The organism is Kaistia defluvii (assembly GCF_026343955.1).
In the GTDB taxonomy this organism is placed as follows: Bacteria; Pseudomonadota; Alphaproteobacteria; order Rhizobiales; family Kaistiaceae; genus Kaistia; species Kaistia defluvii.
In genome coordinates this window covers 1-15,971 of record NZ_JAPKNI010000017.1, presented here as the reverse complement: position 1 = coordinate 15,971, position 15,971 = coordinate 1, and the positions used below count along the sequence as shown (strand labels likewise).

Here is a 15,971-nt window from a genome sequence, read left to right as displayed (position 1 = left end):
TGCGGGAGAGGGCTGGGGTGAGGGGCTTGCGGCGATTGGATCACCAAGGCCGCTACCATATGAGACGCCCACATTCCTGGCGAATGGCTGAGCCAACCAGCCGCGGGCCGGCTCTACAGCTTTTCCACCGCCGTGAAGCGGAACAGGAAGCTCGGCTCCATCATGGATTGCGTCAGAGACAGGCGGCTGGAGCGGTAGCAGTCCGGCTCGTCGGCGAAGAAGGTGCCGGAGAAGCGGACCGTGTCGCCGGTCTTCAGTTTGCCGAGGCTCTGCGCGACGGGGGATCCGGCCGGAACCAGCGTCTGGTCCTCCATGTCGGACATCGCATTGTTCCAGGTCTTCACCAGCGTTCCGTCAGGCAGCGCCATGGTGAGGGTCAGTCGCTTGCCGGAATCCGCCTCCATCGACTGGATCTTGCCGACCCAGCGCTTCACCTCCGGCTTGGGCAGTGCCTTGCAGATGGCGGCGGCGCGCTGCGGCTGGATCGAATCGCGTTGCGCGTCGTCGGCCTTGTCGAAGGCCTCGCGCGCCGAGCCCACGGCCTGGGTGAAGGCTGCCTGGTCCTTCGGCTGTTGCGGAGCCAGCAGGCCGAGCACGGCGGCAGCTTCCTCGGCCGGGCTTGCGGCCGGCGCGGCTGCCGCGCCCGGGGCCTGGCCGGTGATCGGATCTGGCTCGCCACCGGGAATGATGGTGGTGGTCACGGGTACCGGGTCGGGCAGGGCGGAGGGTGCGAGCTGTGACTCGTCCTTGCTGGACGGCGCCGGAACCTCGGCCGGCTCGACCACACGAACCGCGGCGGGGGGCGTGGCGGGCTCGGATACGGCGGCGATGGGTGATTCGGAGGGAGGCACGATCTGCGTTTCCGGCGCGCTCTCGGGAGCGGCGGGCTCCAGGGCTGCGATATGCGGCATCGTGACCGGCAGGGACGGCTTCATGATCACGCCGGCGGCGCCGGCCACGAGCAGCACCGTGCCGACGGCGATCCCGGCGAAGTTGGTACGGCTCAACCCATTGAGGAGCAGGGGAACCATACCCGCCAGGAGACCCAGCAGACCTATGATGAACAGTGCGATCCAGAGCATGCTGATCCCTTCGTCCCGGCTGGATTATCCAGATCTCGGGCCCGACGCCAAGAGTCGCCGGGCCGGCAGGACTCTATATCCGACCGTGAGTGGCATGAAGTCTGGGCGAGCCTGTGGCGGTTGAACAGGCCGTATCGACACCGGCCTGTGGATTCGATCGCGGACCATGAAGGAGAGGCGCCTGGCCAAGGCCACTGCGGTGCCGCATTTCGTGTAGCATTGTTCACGAAGGAATCCCGTCAGAAAGGCTCTCTCCATGCGGTTTGGAATTGCGGTTGCAGTTGGTTTGGCCGGCGCGTTGCTTTGCTGTCCGGCGACGGCGGCAGAACGCACGGTACCCCAGTCGGAGGCGGCGCTCCGCTATTCCTTCTCGCCGATCGTCAAGCGGGTCTCGCCGGCGGTCGTCAACGTCTATGCCTCGCGCGTCGTCCAGCAGCGCGCCTCGCCCTTCATGGATGATCCGTTCTTTCGCCGCTTCTTTGGCGGCGAGATGAACAATGCGCCGCGCAAGCGCGTCCAGCAGTCGCTGGGTTCCGGCGTCATCGTCGATCCCTCGGGCATCGTAGTGACCAACTATCACGTCATCGCCAATGCCGACGAGGTCAAGGTCGCGCTCTCCGACAAGCGGGAGATCGAGGCCGAGGTCGTGCTCAAGGACGAGCGGATGGATCTGGCGGTCCTGCGGCTCAAGGGCGGCGACGGCCAATATCCGATCGTTTCCTATGCCGATTCGGACGCGCTGGAGGTCGGCGATCTCGTGCTGGCGATCGGCGATCCCTTCGGTGTCGGCCAGACGGTGACCAGCGGCATCGTCTCGGCGCTGGCGCGCACGCAGATCGGCGCGTCCGACTACCAGTTTTTCGTGCAGACCGACGCGGCGATCAATCCGGGCAATTCCGGCGGCGCGCTCGTCGATATGGATGGCAAGCTGGTCGGCATCAACACGGCGATCTATTCGCGCAGCGGCGGTTCGATCGGCATCGGATTCGCGATTCCTTCCAATATGGTACGCGTGGTTGTTCAGTCGGCGCTGAAGGACGGCAAGCTCATGCTGCCCTGGCTCGGCGCGAACCTGCAGCAGGTGACGCCGGAGATTGCCGACGGGCTCGGCATCGGACGGCCGCGCGGCGCGCTCGTCACCGACGTCGCGGCGAACGGTCCGGCGGCAAAGGCGGGGCTCCGATCGGGCGATCTCGTCATCAGCGTCGATGGCGTCGAAGTGGATGATCCGAACGGGCTCAACTACCGCCTCGCCACCAAGGGCGTCGATGCCACGGTGAAGCTCGCCTATATCCGGGGCGGCAAGACCACTTCGGCGGAGCTGGCGCTCATCGCCGCGCCGGAGACGACGCCGCGCGACCGGCGGACGATCGATGGCGTTTCGCCCTTCTCCGGCGCGACGGTCGTCAATCTCTCGCCGGCCGTGATCGAGGAACTCGGCTATGCCGGCAAGCGCGACAATGGCGTTCTGATACAATCGGTCGAGAGCGGGTCGCCTGCCGAAGGCGTCGGGTTCCGCGCCGGCGACGTCATCGTCGAATCGAATGGCGTGAAGATCGCATCGACCAAGGGTCTCGCCGAGGTCGCGGCGCAGCGGGCTTCGCGCTATAGGCTGGTCATCGAGCGCGGCGGTCGCCTGATCCGCACGCAGGTCGGTCGTTGATCGGGTTTGGACATTTGAGATGAGCAATCTGTTCGAGGCGGCCGGGATGGAGAGGGCTGCGCCGCGGCCACTGGCCGATCGGCTTCGCCCCGAACGGCTGGCCGATGTCGTCGGCCAGGATCATCTCGTCGGCGTCGATGGCGCGCTGTCGCGCATGCTGAATTCGGGCTCGCTCGGCTCGATGATCTTCTGGGGGCCGCCCGGCACCGGCAAGACCACGGTGGCGCGGCTGCTCGCGAACGAGACGGAGCTGCATTTCGAGCAGGTCTCGGCCGTCTTTTCCGGCGTGGCGGACCTGAAGAAGGTTTTCGAGCAGGCGCGCGCGCGACGGCAGATCGGCAAGGGCACACTGCTCTTCGTCGACGAGATCCACCGCTTCAACCGCGCCCAGCAGGACAGTTTCCTGCCGGTGATGGAAGACGGTACCGTCACGCTGGTGGGCGCGACGACCGAGAATCCGTCCTTCGAACTCAATGCCGCGCTTCTGTCGCGGGCCCGCGTGCTGGTGTTCCATTCGCACGGCCCGGAATCGATCGCCAGGCTGCTGGCCCGCGCCGAAGCGGTCGAGGGCAAGCCGCTGCCGCTCGACGAGGAAGCGCGCGAAGTGCTGATCCGCATGGCGGATGGCGATGGGCGGGCCTCGCTGACCCTGTCGGAGGAAGTCTGGCGGGCGGCGAAACCCGGCGAGATCTTCGACGCCAAGGGCCTGCAGGAGATCGTCCAGCGCCGGGCGCCGATCTACGACAAGGGGCAGGACGGCCACTACAATCTGATCTCCGCCCTGCACAAATCGGTGCGCGGCTCCGATCCCGACGCTGCGCTCTATTATCTCGCCCGCATGTTCGATGCTGGCGAAGATCCGCTCTATCTCGGCCGCCGGCTGGTGCGGATGGCGGTTGAGGATATCGGCCTTGCCGATCCCCAGGCCCTCGTCGTCGCCAATGCGGCCAAGGACGCCTATGACTATCTCGGCAGCCCGGAAGGTGAACTCGCCTTCGCGCAGGCCGCCGTCTATCTCGCCACGGCGCCCAAATCGAACGCGGTCTACATGGCCTTCAAGGCGGCGACCCAGGCGGCCAAGCAGGGTGGCTCGCTGCTGCCGCCCAAGCACATCCTGAACGCTCCGACCAAGCTGATGAAGGACGAGGGCTACAACGTCGGCTATCGCTATGACCACGACGAGCCGGACGCCTTTTCAGGCCAGGACTATTTCCCGACCGCGCTCGGTCGGCAGAATTTCTACGAGCCCGTCGAGCGCGGCTTCGAGCGCGATATCCGCAAGCGCATGGACTATTGGGCGAAGCTCCGGAAGGAGCGGGGCGGCGGTTAGACGGGGATCGCTTGCGACTGACGCCGATCCCCTTCCCAATCCCTGCCGCCTCGTTGCATGCTGGGGCAAACCTCGGGAGCCCTGCCTTGATCCTCATCGGCCAGTATGATTCCCCCTTCGTCCGTCGCGTCGCGATCGCCATGCATCTCTACGGGATCGCCTTCGAGCACCGGCCCTGGTCGGTGTTCCGCGATGCCACAAGGATCGCCCCCTATAACCCGCTGACGCGCGTTCCGACCCTTGTGCTCGACGATGGCGAGGTGGTGATCGAGAGCGCCGCCATCCTCGACTATCTCGATGAAATGGCCGGCGAGGAGAAGGCGATGATCGCGCCGTTCGGACCGGAGCGGCGGCGCGCCCTGAAGGTCTGCGCGCTGGCGACCGGCCTTGCCGACAAGGCGGTCAGCCTTGTCTACGAAGCCGTGCTGCGCAAGGACCGGTCGGAAGTCTGGGTCGAGCGTTGCAAGACGCAGATCGCCGGCGTTCTCGACGCGCTGGAGGCGGATCGCGCTGACCGACCCACCCCATGGTGGTTCGGCGACCGCATCGGCCATGCCGACATCGCCGTCGCCTGCGCGCTGCGCTTCACCAACGAGGCGCATCCGGGACTGCTGGGCAACAGGCACTGGCCTCGCCTCGAGGCGCTTTCGGCCGAGTGCGAGGCCCTGCCGGTCTTCGCGGAGAATGCCCAGGCGGTTTCCCCGCCCAAGGCCTGATCGTCCGGGTGGGCGGATCGCCTTAGCGCAGCTTTTCGACCGCGATGGCGAGACAGGCCTCGAAGGCGGCGAGATCGGTATAGAGCGCGGCCGGATCGGCATTGCCGACCACGACCGCGCCGCCGCGTCGTTCGATGCCGCCATGCAGCATCAGATTGTCGATCATCTCGAAATCCTCGACGGAGAGCCCATCCGGCCCGCGCTTGTGGCCGTCGGCACCTTCGGCGACCGCGCCCTGGTAATAGTCGAGCACGCGGGCAAAATGGTTGGCGGCGACGTTGGTATAGGCGAAGACCGGCTTGCCGAGCCCGCACATGAAGCCAAGCTCGAAGGTGGTGCCGGTATCAGCGGCGATGCCGCGGAACGGCGTCAGATTGGCGATGATTGCGTCGGCATCCAGCATCATCTGCTCATCGATATCGCTGATCGCCAGGCCGAATCCCTTCTTGCTATCCGTCGGCGGAATATCCAGGTCACCGGGCGAGATCGGCGTGAAGCCGGCGGCCCGGGCAAGGGCCGCCTTGCGGTCGAGGATCTCGCGGGCATTGGCGAGAAAGACTTCGGGCCCGGCGAGGTAGATCTTCTTCGACACGGATGAAAACCCTTCTGTTGGGTGGCGGATCGGGCCGCGATGGCCGGCGCTCGGCCGAGCGGACATCGGGGCGCGTGAAGAAAGCGTAATCGGGCCGTAGGCTCAGGCCTTTCCGGCGCGTTCGGGCGCGGCGGCGCTGTCCTCGCCGCGAAGGCGCCGCCGTTTCAGCGTCGCGATCGTGGCGACGAGGGCGAAGAGGAAGAGCAGAAGGAAGCTCGTCTCGACCGCGCCGAGGATGGGATGGCCGTAGAAGGCGACATCGTCGGTGCGCGCGTCGTCGATCACCTTCATGCGCCAGGCCAGCATCGAGGCGGCGCTGGCAACACCGAGACTGACGCCCAGCATGCGGGCGAGGTTGAACATCGCACCTGCCTCGCCGGAAAGGGCCGGTGGCGCGGCTCCCATGGTGGCGCTGTTGTTCGGGGCGATGAACATGCCGAGGCCGGCGCCAAACGCCGCCAGCGCCAGAATGCCGAACAGCCTTGAAGGCGAGGGCTCGAGCGCCACGAGCGACAGCGCCAGCAGGGCTGCAGCGCAGAGCGCCATGCCGGCGAGGGTGAGGGCCGTTACTCCGAGCCGGTTGACATAAGAGCCGGCGATCGGCGCGGCGACGCCAAGGGCAATCGGTATCGCCGCCAGGCGCAGCCCGGCGAGTTCCGGGGCGTCGTGGAAGCCGCGAACCAGCGCGAAGGAGACCAGGTAGAACATGCCGTAAAGCATGGCGTAGCTGAACAGCACCGCGAGAATGCCAAGCGAGAAGGCTTCCGATTTGAACAGCTTCAGATCGACCAGCGGTGAATCGGTACGGCGCTCGAACAGGATGAACAGCGCCAGCAGCACAATCCCCGTTGCGCTCGTGCCGATGAACGCCGCTGAGGCGATGCCCCAGTCGGCGGCCTGGCTAAGCGCCAGCACGATGCAGAGGAGGGCGGGAGGCAGCAGCAGGGCGCCGCGCCAGTCGAATCGCCCGGCGCCCTTTTCATCGTCGTGCGGCAGGATCAGCCAGCCGAGCAGCAAGCCGATGACACCGATCGGCGGCGTCACCCAGAAGATCGAACGCCAGCCCAGCGAGCCGATCAGAAGGCCGCCGACGATTGGCCCGAGACTGACGCCGACCGCTTGCGCCGCCGAGAAAATGCCCATGGCCCGACCGCGTCGCTCCTTACCGGCGGCGCGGACCAGGATCGAGACCGAATTGGCGCCGAGCAGCCCGGCTCCGAGACCTTGCAGCACGCGGAAGGCGATCAGTTGTGGCAGACTGGTCGCGATGCTGCACAGGAGCGAGGCGATCAGAAACGTCGCCATGCCGAAGAGATAAAGCGGCTTGCGGCCATATTGCTGGCACAGCCATCCGAAGACAGGCAGTGAAACGGAAAAGCTCAGCAGATAGGCGAGGGCGACCCAGCTTGTCACGGTCTCGCGAAGCTGGAAGACCTCGGCGAGATGCGGCAGGGCCAGTTGCACGACGCTGGCGTCGAACTGGCCCATGAAGCTGCCAATGCAGGTGACGCCGACGATATACCAGGGATAGGCGGGTCGTCGCGCCAGACGGTCGCGGAAGGACGCGATTGGCTGCGGCATCCCCGGCAGCATGCCCTGTTTTCTCTCAACCGGTTCGTCCATTGCCCCACCTCCAACGCCTGTCGCGACGCTAGCATGGATCGGTTGCGGTGCCTTTCTGTCGTGCTCGCTACGGGATCGGTGACCAACAGGGTTTTTTTACGCGGCGAGGCTGGCGTATAAGCGGCGGAGTCTATGTGGAAGGGTCGCTCGCGGCCCCGTAGAGAGGAACGCCCGAATGCAGACCCGTGCCGCCGTCGCTTGGGAAGCCAACAAGCCGCTGACGATCGAGACGATCAACCTCGACGGGCCGCGCGCCGGCGAAGTGCTGGTCGAGATCATGGCGACCGGTGTGTGCCACACCGATGCCTACACCCTGTCCGGCCTCGATTCGGAGGGCAAGTTCCCGGCGATCCTCGGCCATGAGGGCGCGGGCATCGTCCGCGAGGTGGGCGCCGGCGTCACGTCGGTGCGCCCCGGCGACCATGTCATTCCGCTCTACACGCCCGAATGCCGCCAGTGCAAAACCTGCCTGTCGCAGCGCTCCAACCTCTGCACGGCGATCCGTTCGACGCAGGGCCAGGGGCTGATGCCCGATTCGACCTCGCGCTTCTCCTGCTCGAACGAGACCGTGTTCCATTACATGGGCACGTCGACCTTCTCGAACTTCACCGTGCTGCCGGAGATCGCCGTCGCCAAGGTCCGCGAAGACGCGCCCTTCGACAAGATCTGCTACATCGGCTGCGGCGTGACCACCGGCGTTGGCGCCGTCATCCACACCGCCAAGGTGTGGCCGGGCGCCAATGTCGTCGTGTTCGGTCTCGGCGGCATCGGCCTCAACGTGATCCAGGCGGCCCGCATGGTCGGCGCCGACAAGATCATCGGCGTCGATCTCAATCCGTCCAAGGTTGCGATGGCCAAGAAGTTCGGCATGACGCATTTCGTCAATCCGGACGAGGTCGGCCGCGACAAGGTCGTGCAGGCGATCGTCGACCTGACCGGCGGCGGCGCCGATTTCTCGTTCGAGTGCATCGGCAACGTCCACACCATGCGCCAGGCGCTGGAATGCTGCCATCGCGGCTGGGGCGAGAGCATCGTCATCGGCGTGGCCCCCTCGGGCGTCGAGATCTCGACCCGTCCGTTCCAACTCGTCACCGGCCGCGTCTGGAAGGGCTCGGCCTTCGGTGGCGCGCGCGGCCGCACCGACGTGCCGAAGATCGTCGACTGGTACATGGACGGCAAGATCAACATTGACGACCTGATCACCCACACCATGCCGCTCGAAGAGATCAACACCGCCTTCGACCTGATGCATGAAGGCAAGTCGATCCGCAGCGTCGTCGTATTCTGATCGGTTGAGCGAGGCGGGCGTTGCCTGAAGCCGCCCGCCTCGCGAACCGCAAGCAACGAGGCTGGTCTTGCCGCTACGCCTGACATCCGTCTCGGCCGAGCTCTATCGCTCGATCCGGCGCATCCAGGTTCCGGTCGAGCCGCTGACCGTGCTCGTCGGCCGCAACGGCGTTGGCAAGACCAATCTCTACCGCTCGCTGGAATTGCTCGCCGCCGCCGCGCGCGGCACGATCACGCGCGAGATCGCGGAGGAGGGCGGGTTTGAATCCGTTCTCTGGGCCGGGCCCCGCGCCAAGGGTCCGGTGCGGCTGAAGCTCGGCGCCGAATTCGGCGCCTATGCCTATTCGATCGAGATCGGCCTGCCGGCGCCGATCGACCAGGCGGCGCTGACGGGTACGGAGCCGATGGTCAAGGCCGAGGAACTGGTGCATCGCGCCCGGGGCAAGGCCGTGACGATGATGAAGCGGCAGGGCCCGAGCGCGTGGCTGCGCGATGAGGACGGCCGGCGGCAGACCTATGAGGAAGCCCTCGTGCCGTCCGAGACGGCATTGTCGGGCTTTCGGGACCAGGGCCGCTTCACCGAGCTGGATCTGGTGCGCCGCGCGCTGCTGGACTGGCGCTTCTATCACGATTTCCGCACCGACAAGACCTCGCCAATCCGCCAGCCTGCGCTCGCCATCACCACACCGACGCTTTCCTCGGATGGCTATGATCTGGCGGCGGCGCTGGCGAGTGTGATCGTGATCCGCGATGAAGCGCCGGAGATCGAGGCGGCGATCGAGGATGCCTTTCCCGGTGCTGTTCTGGTCACCGAGTTTGGCAAGGGCACCGTCTCGATCGGGCTCAAATTTCCGGATTTGCCGCGCCCGCTGGGTGCGCATGAACTTTCCGACGGCACGTTGCACTTCCTTTGCCTTGTCGCGGCGCTCTCGGGCTATCGTCTTCCGGGCTTCATCGCGCTCAACGAGCCGGAGACCAGCCTGCACCCCGACCTGACCCTGCCGCTGGCGCGGCTGATCGCCCGCGCGGCCGAGCGGACTCAGGTGTGGGTCGTCACGCATTCGCAGGCGCTGGCCGATGCGCTGGAGCTAGAAGCGGGCGTTGCGCCGCGCGTCGTCGTCAAGGAGGACGGCGCGACATGGATCGAAGGGCTCAAGCTCTTCGGCGAATTTGTCGAGCGGGAGTGAACGATGCGGGTCGCCGTCTTCAGCACCAAGCCGTACGATCGGCAGTATCTCTCCGAGGCGAATGCCGCCTTCGGGCATGATCTTGTCTTCCTCGAGCCCAAGCTGGATCTTTCGACCGCGCCGCTGGCGGACGGATTTCCGGCAGTCTGCGTCTTCGTCAACGACAGGCTCGACCGGCCGCTCTTGACGCAACTCGCAGCGACCGGCACGCGGCTTGTGGCGTTGCGCTGCGCCGGATTCAACCATGTCGACCTGCACGCGGCGGCCGAGCTCGGCATCGATGTCGTGCGCGTGCCCGCCTATTCGCCGCATGCCGTGGCGGAGTTCACCGTGGCGCTGCTGCTGGCGCTCGATCGCCGCATCCCGCGCGCCTGGGCCCGCGTCCGCGACAATAATTTCGCGCTCGACGGCCTGATCGGCAATGACCTGTTCGGCAAGACGGTGGGTATCGTCGGGACGGGACGCATCGGCGCGCTGGTCGCACGATGCCTGAAACTCGGCTTCGGCTGCCGGGTGCTGGCGCATGATCAGCGGCAGGATCCGGAGCTGGTCGGTCTCGGCATCGAATATGGTCCGCTCGACGATCTGATGGCGGCAGCCGACATCGTCAGCCTGCACTGCCCGCTGACGCCGGAGACGCATCACCTCGTCAACGCCGCTACGATCGATCGGGCGCGAGCGGGATTCATCCTCGTCAACACCAGCCGCGGCGCGCTGATCGACGCCGAGGCGCTGGTGGAGGGCCTGAAGAGCGGAAAGGTCGGCGGCGTCGCGCTCGATGTCTACGAGCAGGAGGCAGACCTGTTCTTCGAGGATCTGTCCAACGAGATCATCCAGGACGACGTCTTCCAGCGCCTGCTGACATTCCCCAATGTGCTCGTGACCGGCCACCAGGCGTTTCTTACCGCCGAAGCGCTTGCGGCGATTAGCGAAACGACGCTGCGGAATATTGCCGCAGCGGAAGCGGGCCATGTGCTTGAAAACGTTGTCGCTGCGGAAGTCGTCCGCCCGCCGCGCCCGCAAGCCTGACCGTGGCGCGTGATTTTCCATGACGATCGGCGGCGGCTTTCGTGTAGGGTGGCCGCCCATGACCCACAAAAACGATGTGCATCTATCCGCCCGCGCTTCGGAGGCGCGTGTCTGGCCGAAGATCCTTGGCCGGTTTCGCGAGCCGAACGAGACGCGCAGCGTCGCAGAAATCCTTGTCACCGCGCTGCCGCTGGTCGCTCTCTGGTGCGCGATGTGGTTTCTGGTCCAGCAGGGCTTCTGGTGGCTGTCGCTGCTGCTGGCGGTCCCCGCCGCCGGCTTCCTGGTGCGCCTGTTTCTGATCCAGCATGACTGCAGCCATGGCGCGTTTTTCCGCCGCCGCGACGTCAATGACTGGGTCGGGCGCGTTCTCGGCGTGTTCACCCTCACCCCGCATGACTACTGGCGCCGGTCTCACGCGATCCATCACGCCACGCATGGCAATCTGGAACAGCGCGGCATGGGGGATATCACCACGCTGACGGTCGAGGAATATCGCGCCCGCGGTTTCTGGGGACGGCTCGGCTACCGGGTCTATCGCAGTCCCGTCGTGCTCTTCGTCATCGGTCCGGCCTACCTCTTCCTGCTCCAGCATCGTCTGCCGATCGGCATGATGCGCGGCGGCGGCTCCCAGCCCTGGCTCAGCACCATGGGCACGAATCTCGGCATCGCCCTGGTCGCCGGTGGCCTGATGTGGCTGGTTGGTGTCGGCCCGTTCCTGATGGTCCACCTGCCGATCGCCATCATCGCCGCTTCGATCGGTGTCTGGCTGTTCTACGTCCAGCATCAGTTCGAAGAGACGTTTTGGGCGCGGCCGCCGGAGTGGACGCATCAGGAAGCGGCACTGCATGGCAGTTCGTATTACGACCTGCCTGGCGTGCTGCGCTGGATGTCGGCCAATATCGGCGTCCATCACGTCCACCACCTTTGCAGCCGCATCCCGTTCTATCGCCTGCCCGAAGTGCTGAAGCAGCATCCCGAACTCATGCAGGTCGGCCGCATCACGATTGGCGAGAGCCTTCGTACGGTTCCGCTGGTATTGTGGGATGAAGGCCGCCAGCAACTCGTGCCCTTCAAGGCGATGAAGCGCTGGGAGGCGGTATCCTTGCCGCTCGCTGCCGAGCCTGCCTGACCGGCGGGTTCTCCGACGAAGACGGCTACTGCCGGGCGCCGAGGATCTGGCGTGATCTCTTTAGGAGAATGCCGATGGCCAAGGGTCAGATGCGAAGCAATCGCGAAGCCAAGAAGCCGAAAAAGGTGAAGGAGGCTCCGGCGGCTGCCACCACCTTTACGACCCAGGTCACGAGAGCGACCCTGGGCGCGCCCGGCAAGGGCAAGAAGGGCTGAGAACAGGCGCTGGCCCGGCTGCCGCCGGGCCGCGACTGCCTTGAGGCCGGGGGGCTTGGGGGGCGCCCCGCGGTCGCCGCCTCGGGTGCGCCTGGTCGGCCGCATCGAGGTCGGCCCTATGCGCGACTGCTTCTTCGCCGGCATTCGCGGGGATTTGCATTCGGGCGAATCCGAGCCTAATTCTTCTGTCGGGAATGGAGTCTCCCGAGATCCACCGGATCTGAACCGCCGCATGGCCGATGACCCCTGCCAGCAGCTTTCGAGCGCTTGGCGGGAGTCTGTCCGGCTTCCTGTCGCAGCGATGTTCGTGCCGGACGCGATCACGTGGGCGGCAGGCCCCCAAGGAGATTTCATGTATCCGGTTGTTCTCGTGTTTATCGGCGCGGGTCTGGGCGGCGTATTCCGGCATGGCGTCAATATCGGCCTTGCGCGCGGGTTCGGCGCGGCATTCCCCTGGGCGACACTGACCGTCAACGTGATCGGTTCCTGTGTCATGGGGATGCTAGTCGGCTATCTGGCGTTTCGCGGCGGCGCCCACTGGACACAGCATGCGCGCCTGTTTCTCGCCACCGGCGTGTTGGGCGGCTTCACCACCTTCTCCACATTCTCGCTCGACGTCGTGATGCTGCTGGAGCGCGGCGAGACCGGCAGCGCCGCCCTTTATGCCGGCTCGTCGCTGATAGTTTCCGTTCTCGCGCTCTTTGCCGGGCTTTTGCTCGTCAGGACGCTCGCCGGATGATATGAGGCGCCTTCAATAGAAGGACTTTTCTCATGGCGACCGTCGTCTCCAAGACTGTAGGGCCCGACGAGGCCGGCATGCGCCTCGATCGCTGGTTCAAGGAACACTTTCCGGGCCTGTCTTTCGGGCATCTCCAGAAGCTGCTGCGTTCGGGCCAGGTGCGCGTCGATGGAGGCCGCGCCAAGACCAATGACCGGGTCAATGCAGGGCAGGTTGTCCGCATTCCGCCGCTCGGCGTCGATGCGGCCGGTGGCAGCCCGCACGTGGCCCGCCCGCTCGGTGCCCGTGGCAGCGCCGCCGACGCGCTAATGGCGATGTGCATCTACGAGGATGACCACGTCTACGTCTTCAACAAGCCGCAGGGCCTGGCCGTACAGGGCGGTTCCGGCCTGACCACCCATGTCGATGGCATGCTGGAAGCGCTGCGCGACACCAAGGACCAGAAGCCGCGCCTCGTCCATCGTCTCGACCGCGAGACGACGGGCGTGCTGGTGGTCGCCAAGACGCGCCTGGCCGCCTCCAAGCTCGCCGCCAGCTTCCGCGCCCGCGCGACCAAGAAGATCTATTGGGCGCTGGTGAAGGGGGTGCCCCGTCCGATGCAAGGCCGCATCTCGACCTGGCTCGCGCGCGATGGCGGCCCCTCCGGTGACAAGATGAAGATCGCTCGCCATGGCGAGAACGATGCCAGCCATGCCGTGACCCTGTTCTCGGTCGTCGACAATGCCGGGCAGAACCTCTCGTGGCTCACCATGCGTCCGGTTACCGGCCGTACGCACCAGCTGCGCGCGCATGCCGCCCATATCGGCCATCCCATCATCGGTGACCCGAAATATTTCGAAGCCGACATCAACTGGGATTTTCCAGGCGGCGTCCAGAACAAGCTGCACCTGCATGCGCGCCGGATCATCATCCCGCATCCGTCCGGCAGCGGCACGCTCGACGTCACGGCGCCTCTGCCGCCGCACATGGTGCAGAGCTGGAACCTTCTTGGCTTTGACAAGGATCTTGGCGACACCGGCACCGAAGACGACGAGTAGCCGTCGAGGCGCCGCGGCGCCTGGACGGATGAGGGGAAGGCCCGGCACGCGCCGGCACGATCAGATGACGGAAATGACGACAGCTCCCGAGAAACTCGATACCCAAAAGTTGCCGAAGCGCTTCTATGAGAAAGTCGCGACCGCGGCCGTCGAGGGCGGCTATGCCGTCCATCTCGACGGCCGCCCGCTGCGCACTCCCGCCAAGGCGCCGTTCGTCGTTCCCGACGAGTCGATCGCCGCTGCGATCGCCGCGGAGTGGGCAGGACAGAAGGAATTCATCAATCCCGCGACGATGCCGCTGACGCGGCTGGTCAATTCGGCGCTGGACGGTGTTGCCCGCGAGCCGGACGAGACCCGCGCCGAGATCCTGCGCTATGCCGGATCCGACATGCTCTGCTATCGCTCGGAGGGACCGGACCGGCTGGTGGCCTTGCAGGAGGCATCCTGGACGCCGCTTCTCGGCTGGATGCAGGAGCGCTTCCATGCCCGCTTCGTGCTGGCCCAGGGGATCGTGCATGTCGAGCAGTTTCCCGAAACGATCGAGGCCGTCGATGCCGCGCTCGGTGAGCTCGACATCCTTCGGCTCGCCGCGCTCAATACGATCACGACCCTGACTGGTTCGGCTGTCCTCGCGGTCGCCGTCCTTCACCGGCACCTGTCGGCCGAGGAAGCCTGGGCGGCGGCGCATGTCGACGAGGACTACCAGATCAGCCTCTGGGGCGAGGACGAGGAAGCCAGCATCCGCCGTGCCGGGCGCTGGAGCGAGATGCAGGCAGCGGCGCTGATTGTGGCCGCGCGGGGATAGGAGATACCCTTGAAGCACGTCCTGGCTGAACTGGAAAAACGCCGCGCCGAAGCCCGGCTCGGCGGTGGCGAGAAGCGCATCGCGGCGCAACACGCCAAGGCCAAGCTGACGGCGCGCGAGCGCCTCGACGTGCTGCTGGACGAGGGCTCCTTCGAGGAGTTCGACATGTATGTCGAACACCGGGGCACCGATTTCGGCATGGAGAAGACCAAGATCCCCGGCGACGGCGTCGTCACCGGCTGGGGCACGATCAACGGCCGTACCGTCTTCGTCTTCGCCAAGGACTTCACCGTCTTCGGCGGCTCGCTCTCGGAAGCCCATGCCGGCAAGATCATGAAGATCCAGGACATGGCGCTGAAGAACCGCGCGCCGATCATCGGCCTGTTCGATGCCGGCGGCGCCCGCATCCAGGAAGGCGTCGCGGCGCTCGGCGGCTATGGCGAGGTGTTCCAGCGCAATGTGCTGGCCTCGGGCGTGATCCCGCAGATCTCGGTGATCATGGGCCCCTGCGCCGGCGGCGACGTCTATTCGCCGGCCATGACCGACTTCATCTTCATGGTCCGTGATTCGAGCTACATGTTCGTCACCGGCCCGGATGTGGTGAAGACCGTCACCAACGAGACGGTGACGTCGGAGCAGCTGGGCGGGGCCAGCATTCACACGACGCGCTCGTCGATTGCGGACGGCGCCTATGACAATGATGTCGAGACGCTGCTGGAGATGCGGCGCCTGATCGACCTGCTGCCGCTCAACAACCGGGCCGAGATCCCGGAGATCGACAGCTTCGACACAGCCGACCGGATCGAGATGTCGCTCGACACGCTCGTCCCGGACAATGCCAACAAGCCCTATGACATCAAGGAACTGATCCTCAAGACCGTCGATGAGGGCGATTTCTTCGAGATCCAGGCGGCGTTCGCCCGGAACATCGTCATTGGCTTCGGCCGCATCGAGGGCCGCACGGTCGGCTTCGTCGCCAACCAGCCGATGGTGCTGGCGGGCGTGCTCGACAGCGACGCCTCGCGCAAGGCAGCGCGATTCGTGCGATTCTGCGACGCCTTTTCCATTCCGATCGTCACCTTCGTCGACGTGCCGGGCTTCCTGCCAGGGACGGCGCAGGAATATGGCGGGCTGATCAAGCACGGCGCCAAGCTGCTGTTCGCCTATGGCGAGGCGACGGTCCCGAAGATCACGGTGATCACGCGCAAGGCCTATGGCGGCGCCTATGACGTCATGGCGTCCAAGCACCTGCGCGGCGATCTGAACTACGCCTGGCCGTCGGCGCAGATCGCGGTGATGGGCGCCAAGGGCGCCGTGGAGATCATCTTCCGCGCCCAGAACGGCGATGCCGGGGGGCTGGCGGCGCGGACCAAGGAATATGAGGACCGCTTCCTTTCGCCCTTCGTCGCGGCCGAGCGCGGCTATATCGACGAAGTCATCATGCCGCACTCCACGCGGCGCCGCATCGCCCGCGGCTTGCGGCTCCTGCGCAACAAGTCGCTGGAGAACCCCTGGAAGAAGCACGACAACATTCCGC

15 protein-coding genes and 1 riboswitch are annotated in these 15,971 nt (G+C 65.9%); of the genes, 12 read left to right on the top strand and 3 right to left on the bottom strand.

The window, feature by feature from the left end; genetic code table 11:
• Positions 1–113: 113 nt before the first annotated feature.
• The gene (locus OSH10_RS22660; RefSeq protein WP_266335005.1) at positions 114–1,082 is read right to left on the bottom strand and encodes a hypothetical protein; all 969 of its coding nucleotides are present in this window, start codon (positions 1,080–1,082) and stop codon (positions 114–116) included.
• Between the two features lie 256 nt (positions 1,083–1,338).
• Here OSH10_RS22660 and OSH10_RS22655 point away from each other — a divergent pair, with 256 nt between their 5' ends.
• From OSH10_RS22655 to OSH10_RS22645, 3 genes are all read left to right on the top strand, one after another.
• Entirely contained in the window at positions 1,339–2,745 is a 1,407-nt protein-coding gene (locus OSH10_RS22655) for a DegQ family serine endoprotease (RefSeq protein WP_266335003.1), read from the top strand.
• Between the two features lie 19 nt (positions 2,746–2,764).
• Positions 2,765–4,075 (top strand): replication-associated recombination protein A, encoded by a 1,311-nt coding sequence (locus OSH10_RS22650; protein ID WP_266335001.1) that lies wholly within the window; start codon positions 2,765–2,767, stop codon positions 4,073–4,075.
• A gap of 86 nt (positions 4,076–4,161) precedes the next feature.
• Positions 4,162–4,791, top strand: coding sequence for a glutathione S-transferase family protein (locus tag OSH10_RS22645; RefSeq protein WP_266334999.1), 630 nt, complete (start codon positions 4,162–4,164; stop codon positions 4,789–4,791).
• A 22-nt stretch (positions 4,792–4,813) separates the two neighbouring features.
• Here OSH10_RS22645 and OSH10_RS22640 read toward each other — a convergent pair whose 3' ends face one another.
• Both OSH10_RS22640 and OSH10_RS22635 read right to left on the bottom strand, forming a co-directional pair.
• The gene (locus OSH10_RS22640) at positions 4,814–5,383 is read right to left on the bottom strand and encodes a nucleoside 2-deoxyribosyltransferase (RefSeq protein ID WP_266334997.1); all 570 of its coding nucleotides are present in this window, start codon (positions 5,381–5,383) and stop codon (positions 4,814–4,816) included.
• 102 nt (positions 5,384–5,485) lie between these two features.
• Positions 5,486–7,006 (bottom strand): DHA2 family efflux MFS transporter permease subunit, encoded by a 1,521-nt coding sequence (locus OSH10_RS22635; RefSeq protein WP_266334995.1) that lies wholly within the window; start codon positions 7,004–7,006, stop codon positions 5,486–5,488.
• Between the two features lie 175 nt (positions 7,007–7,181).
• Between OSH10_RS22635 and OSH10_RS22630 the strand changes: the two genes are divergently transcribed.
• The 9 genes from OSH10_RS22630 to OSH10_RS22590 all read left to right on the top strand — a co-directional run.
• Complete coding sequence (locus OSH10_RS22630) at positions 7,182–8,294, top strand: S-(hydroxymethyl)glutathione dehydrogenase/class III alcohol dehydrogenase (protein ID WP_266334993.1); 1,113 nt, start codon at positions 7,182–7,184, stop codon at positions 8,292–8,294.
• Positions 8,295–8,361: 67 nt separating this feature from the next.
• Positions 8,362–9,480, top strand: coding sequence for an AAA family ATPase (locus OSH10_RS22625; protein ID WP_266334991.1), 1,119 nt, complete (start codon positions 8,362–8,364; stop codon positions 9,478–9,480).
• A 3-nt stretch (positions 9,481–9,483) separates the two neighbouring features.
• Positions 9,484–10,509, top strand: a complete 1,026-nt coding sequence (locus OSH10_RS22620; RefSeq protein ID WP_266334989.1) for a 2-hydroxyacid dehydrogenase — start codon at positions 9,484–9,486, stop codon at positions 10,507–10,509.
• 58 nt (positions 10,510–10,567) lie between these two features.
• Complete coding sequence (locus tag OSH10_RS22615) at positions 10,568–11,638, top strand: fatty acid desaturase (RefSeq protein WP_266334988.1); 1,071 nt, start codon at positions 10,568–10,570, stop codon at positions 11,636–11,638.
• A 74-nt stretch (positions 11,639–11,712) separates the two neighbouring features.
• On the top strand, positions 11,713–11,853 hold the full coding sequence (locus OSH10_RS22610) for a hypothetical protein (RefSeq protein WP_266334986.1): 141 nt from the start codon (positions 11,713–11,715) through the stop codon (positions 11,851–11,853).
• Positions 11,854–12,034: 181 nt separating this feature from the next.
• A riboswitch (Fluoride riboswitch) is annotated at positions 12,035–12,109 on the top strand.
• Positions 12,086–12,592: a fluoride efflux transporter CrcB gene (gene crcB, locus OSH10_RS22605; RefSeq protein ID WP_323181660.1), complete on the top strand. Its 507-nt coding sequence runs from the start codon at positions 12,086–12,088 to the stop codon at positions 12,590–12,592. It overlaps the preceding riboswitch by 24 nt.
• Positions 12,593–12,624: 32 nt before the next feature.
• Positions 12,625–13,629 carry an RluA family pseudouridine synthase gene (locus OSH10_RS22600; RefSeq protein ID WP_266334984.1) on the top strand — a complete coding sequence of 335 codons (1,005 nt, stop codon included), beginning with the start codon at positions 12,625–12,627 and terminating at the stop codon, positions 13,627–13,629.
• A 73-nt stretch (positions 13,630–13,702) separates the two neighbouring features.
• A complete protein-coding gene (locus OSH10_RS22595) occupies positions 13,703–14,434 on the top strand; it encodes an ATP12 family chaperone protein (RefSeq protein WP_266334982.1) in 732 nt (243 codons plus the stop codon).
• A gap of 9 nt (positions 14,435–14,443) precedes the next feature.
• Positions 14,444–15,971, top strand: a 1,528-nt coding sequence (locus tag OSH10_RS22590; protein ID WP_266334980.1) for an acyl-CoA carboxylase subunit beta, incomplete at its 3' end; no start/stop codon positions are given.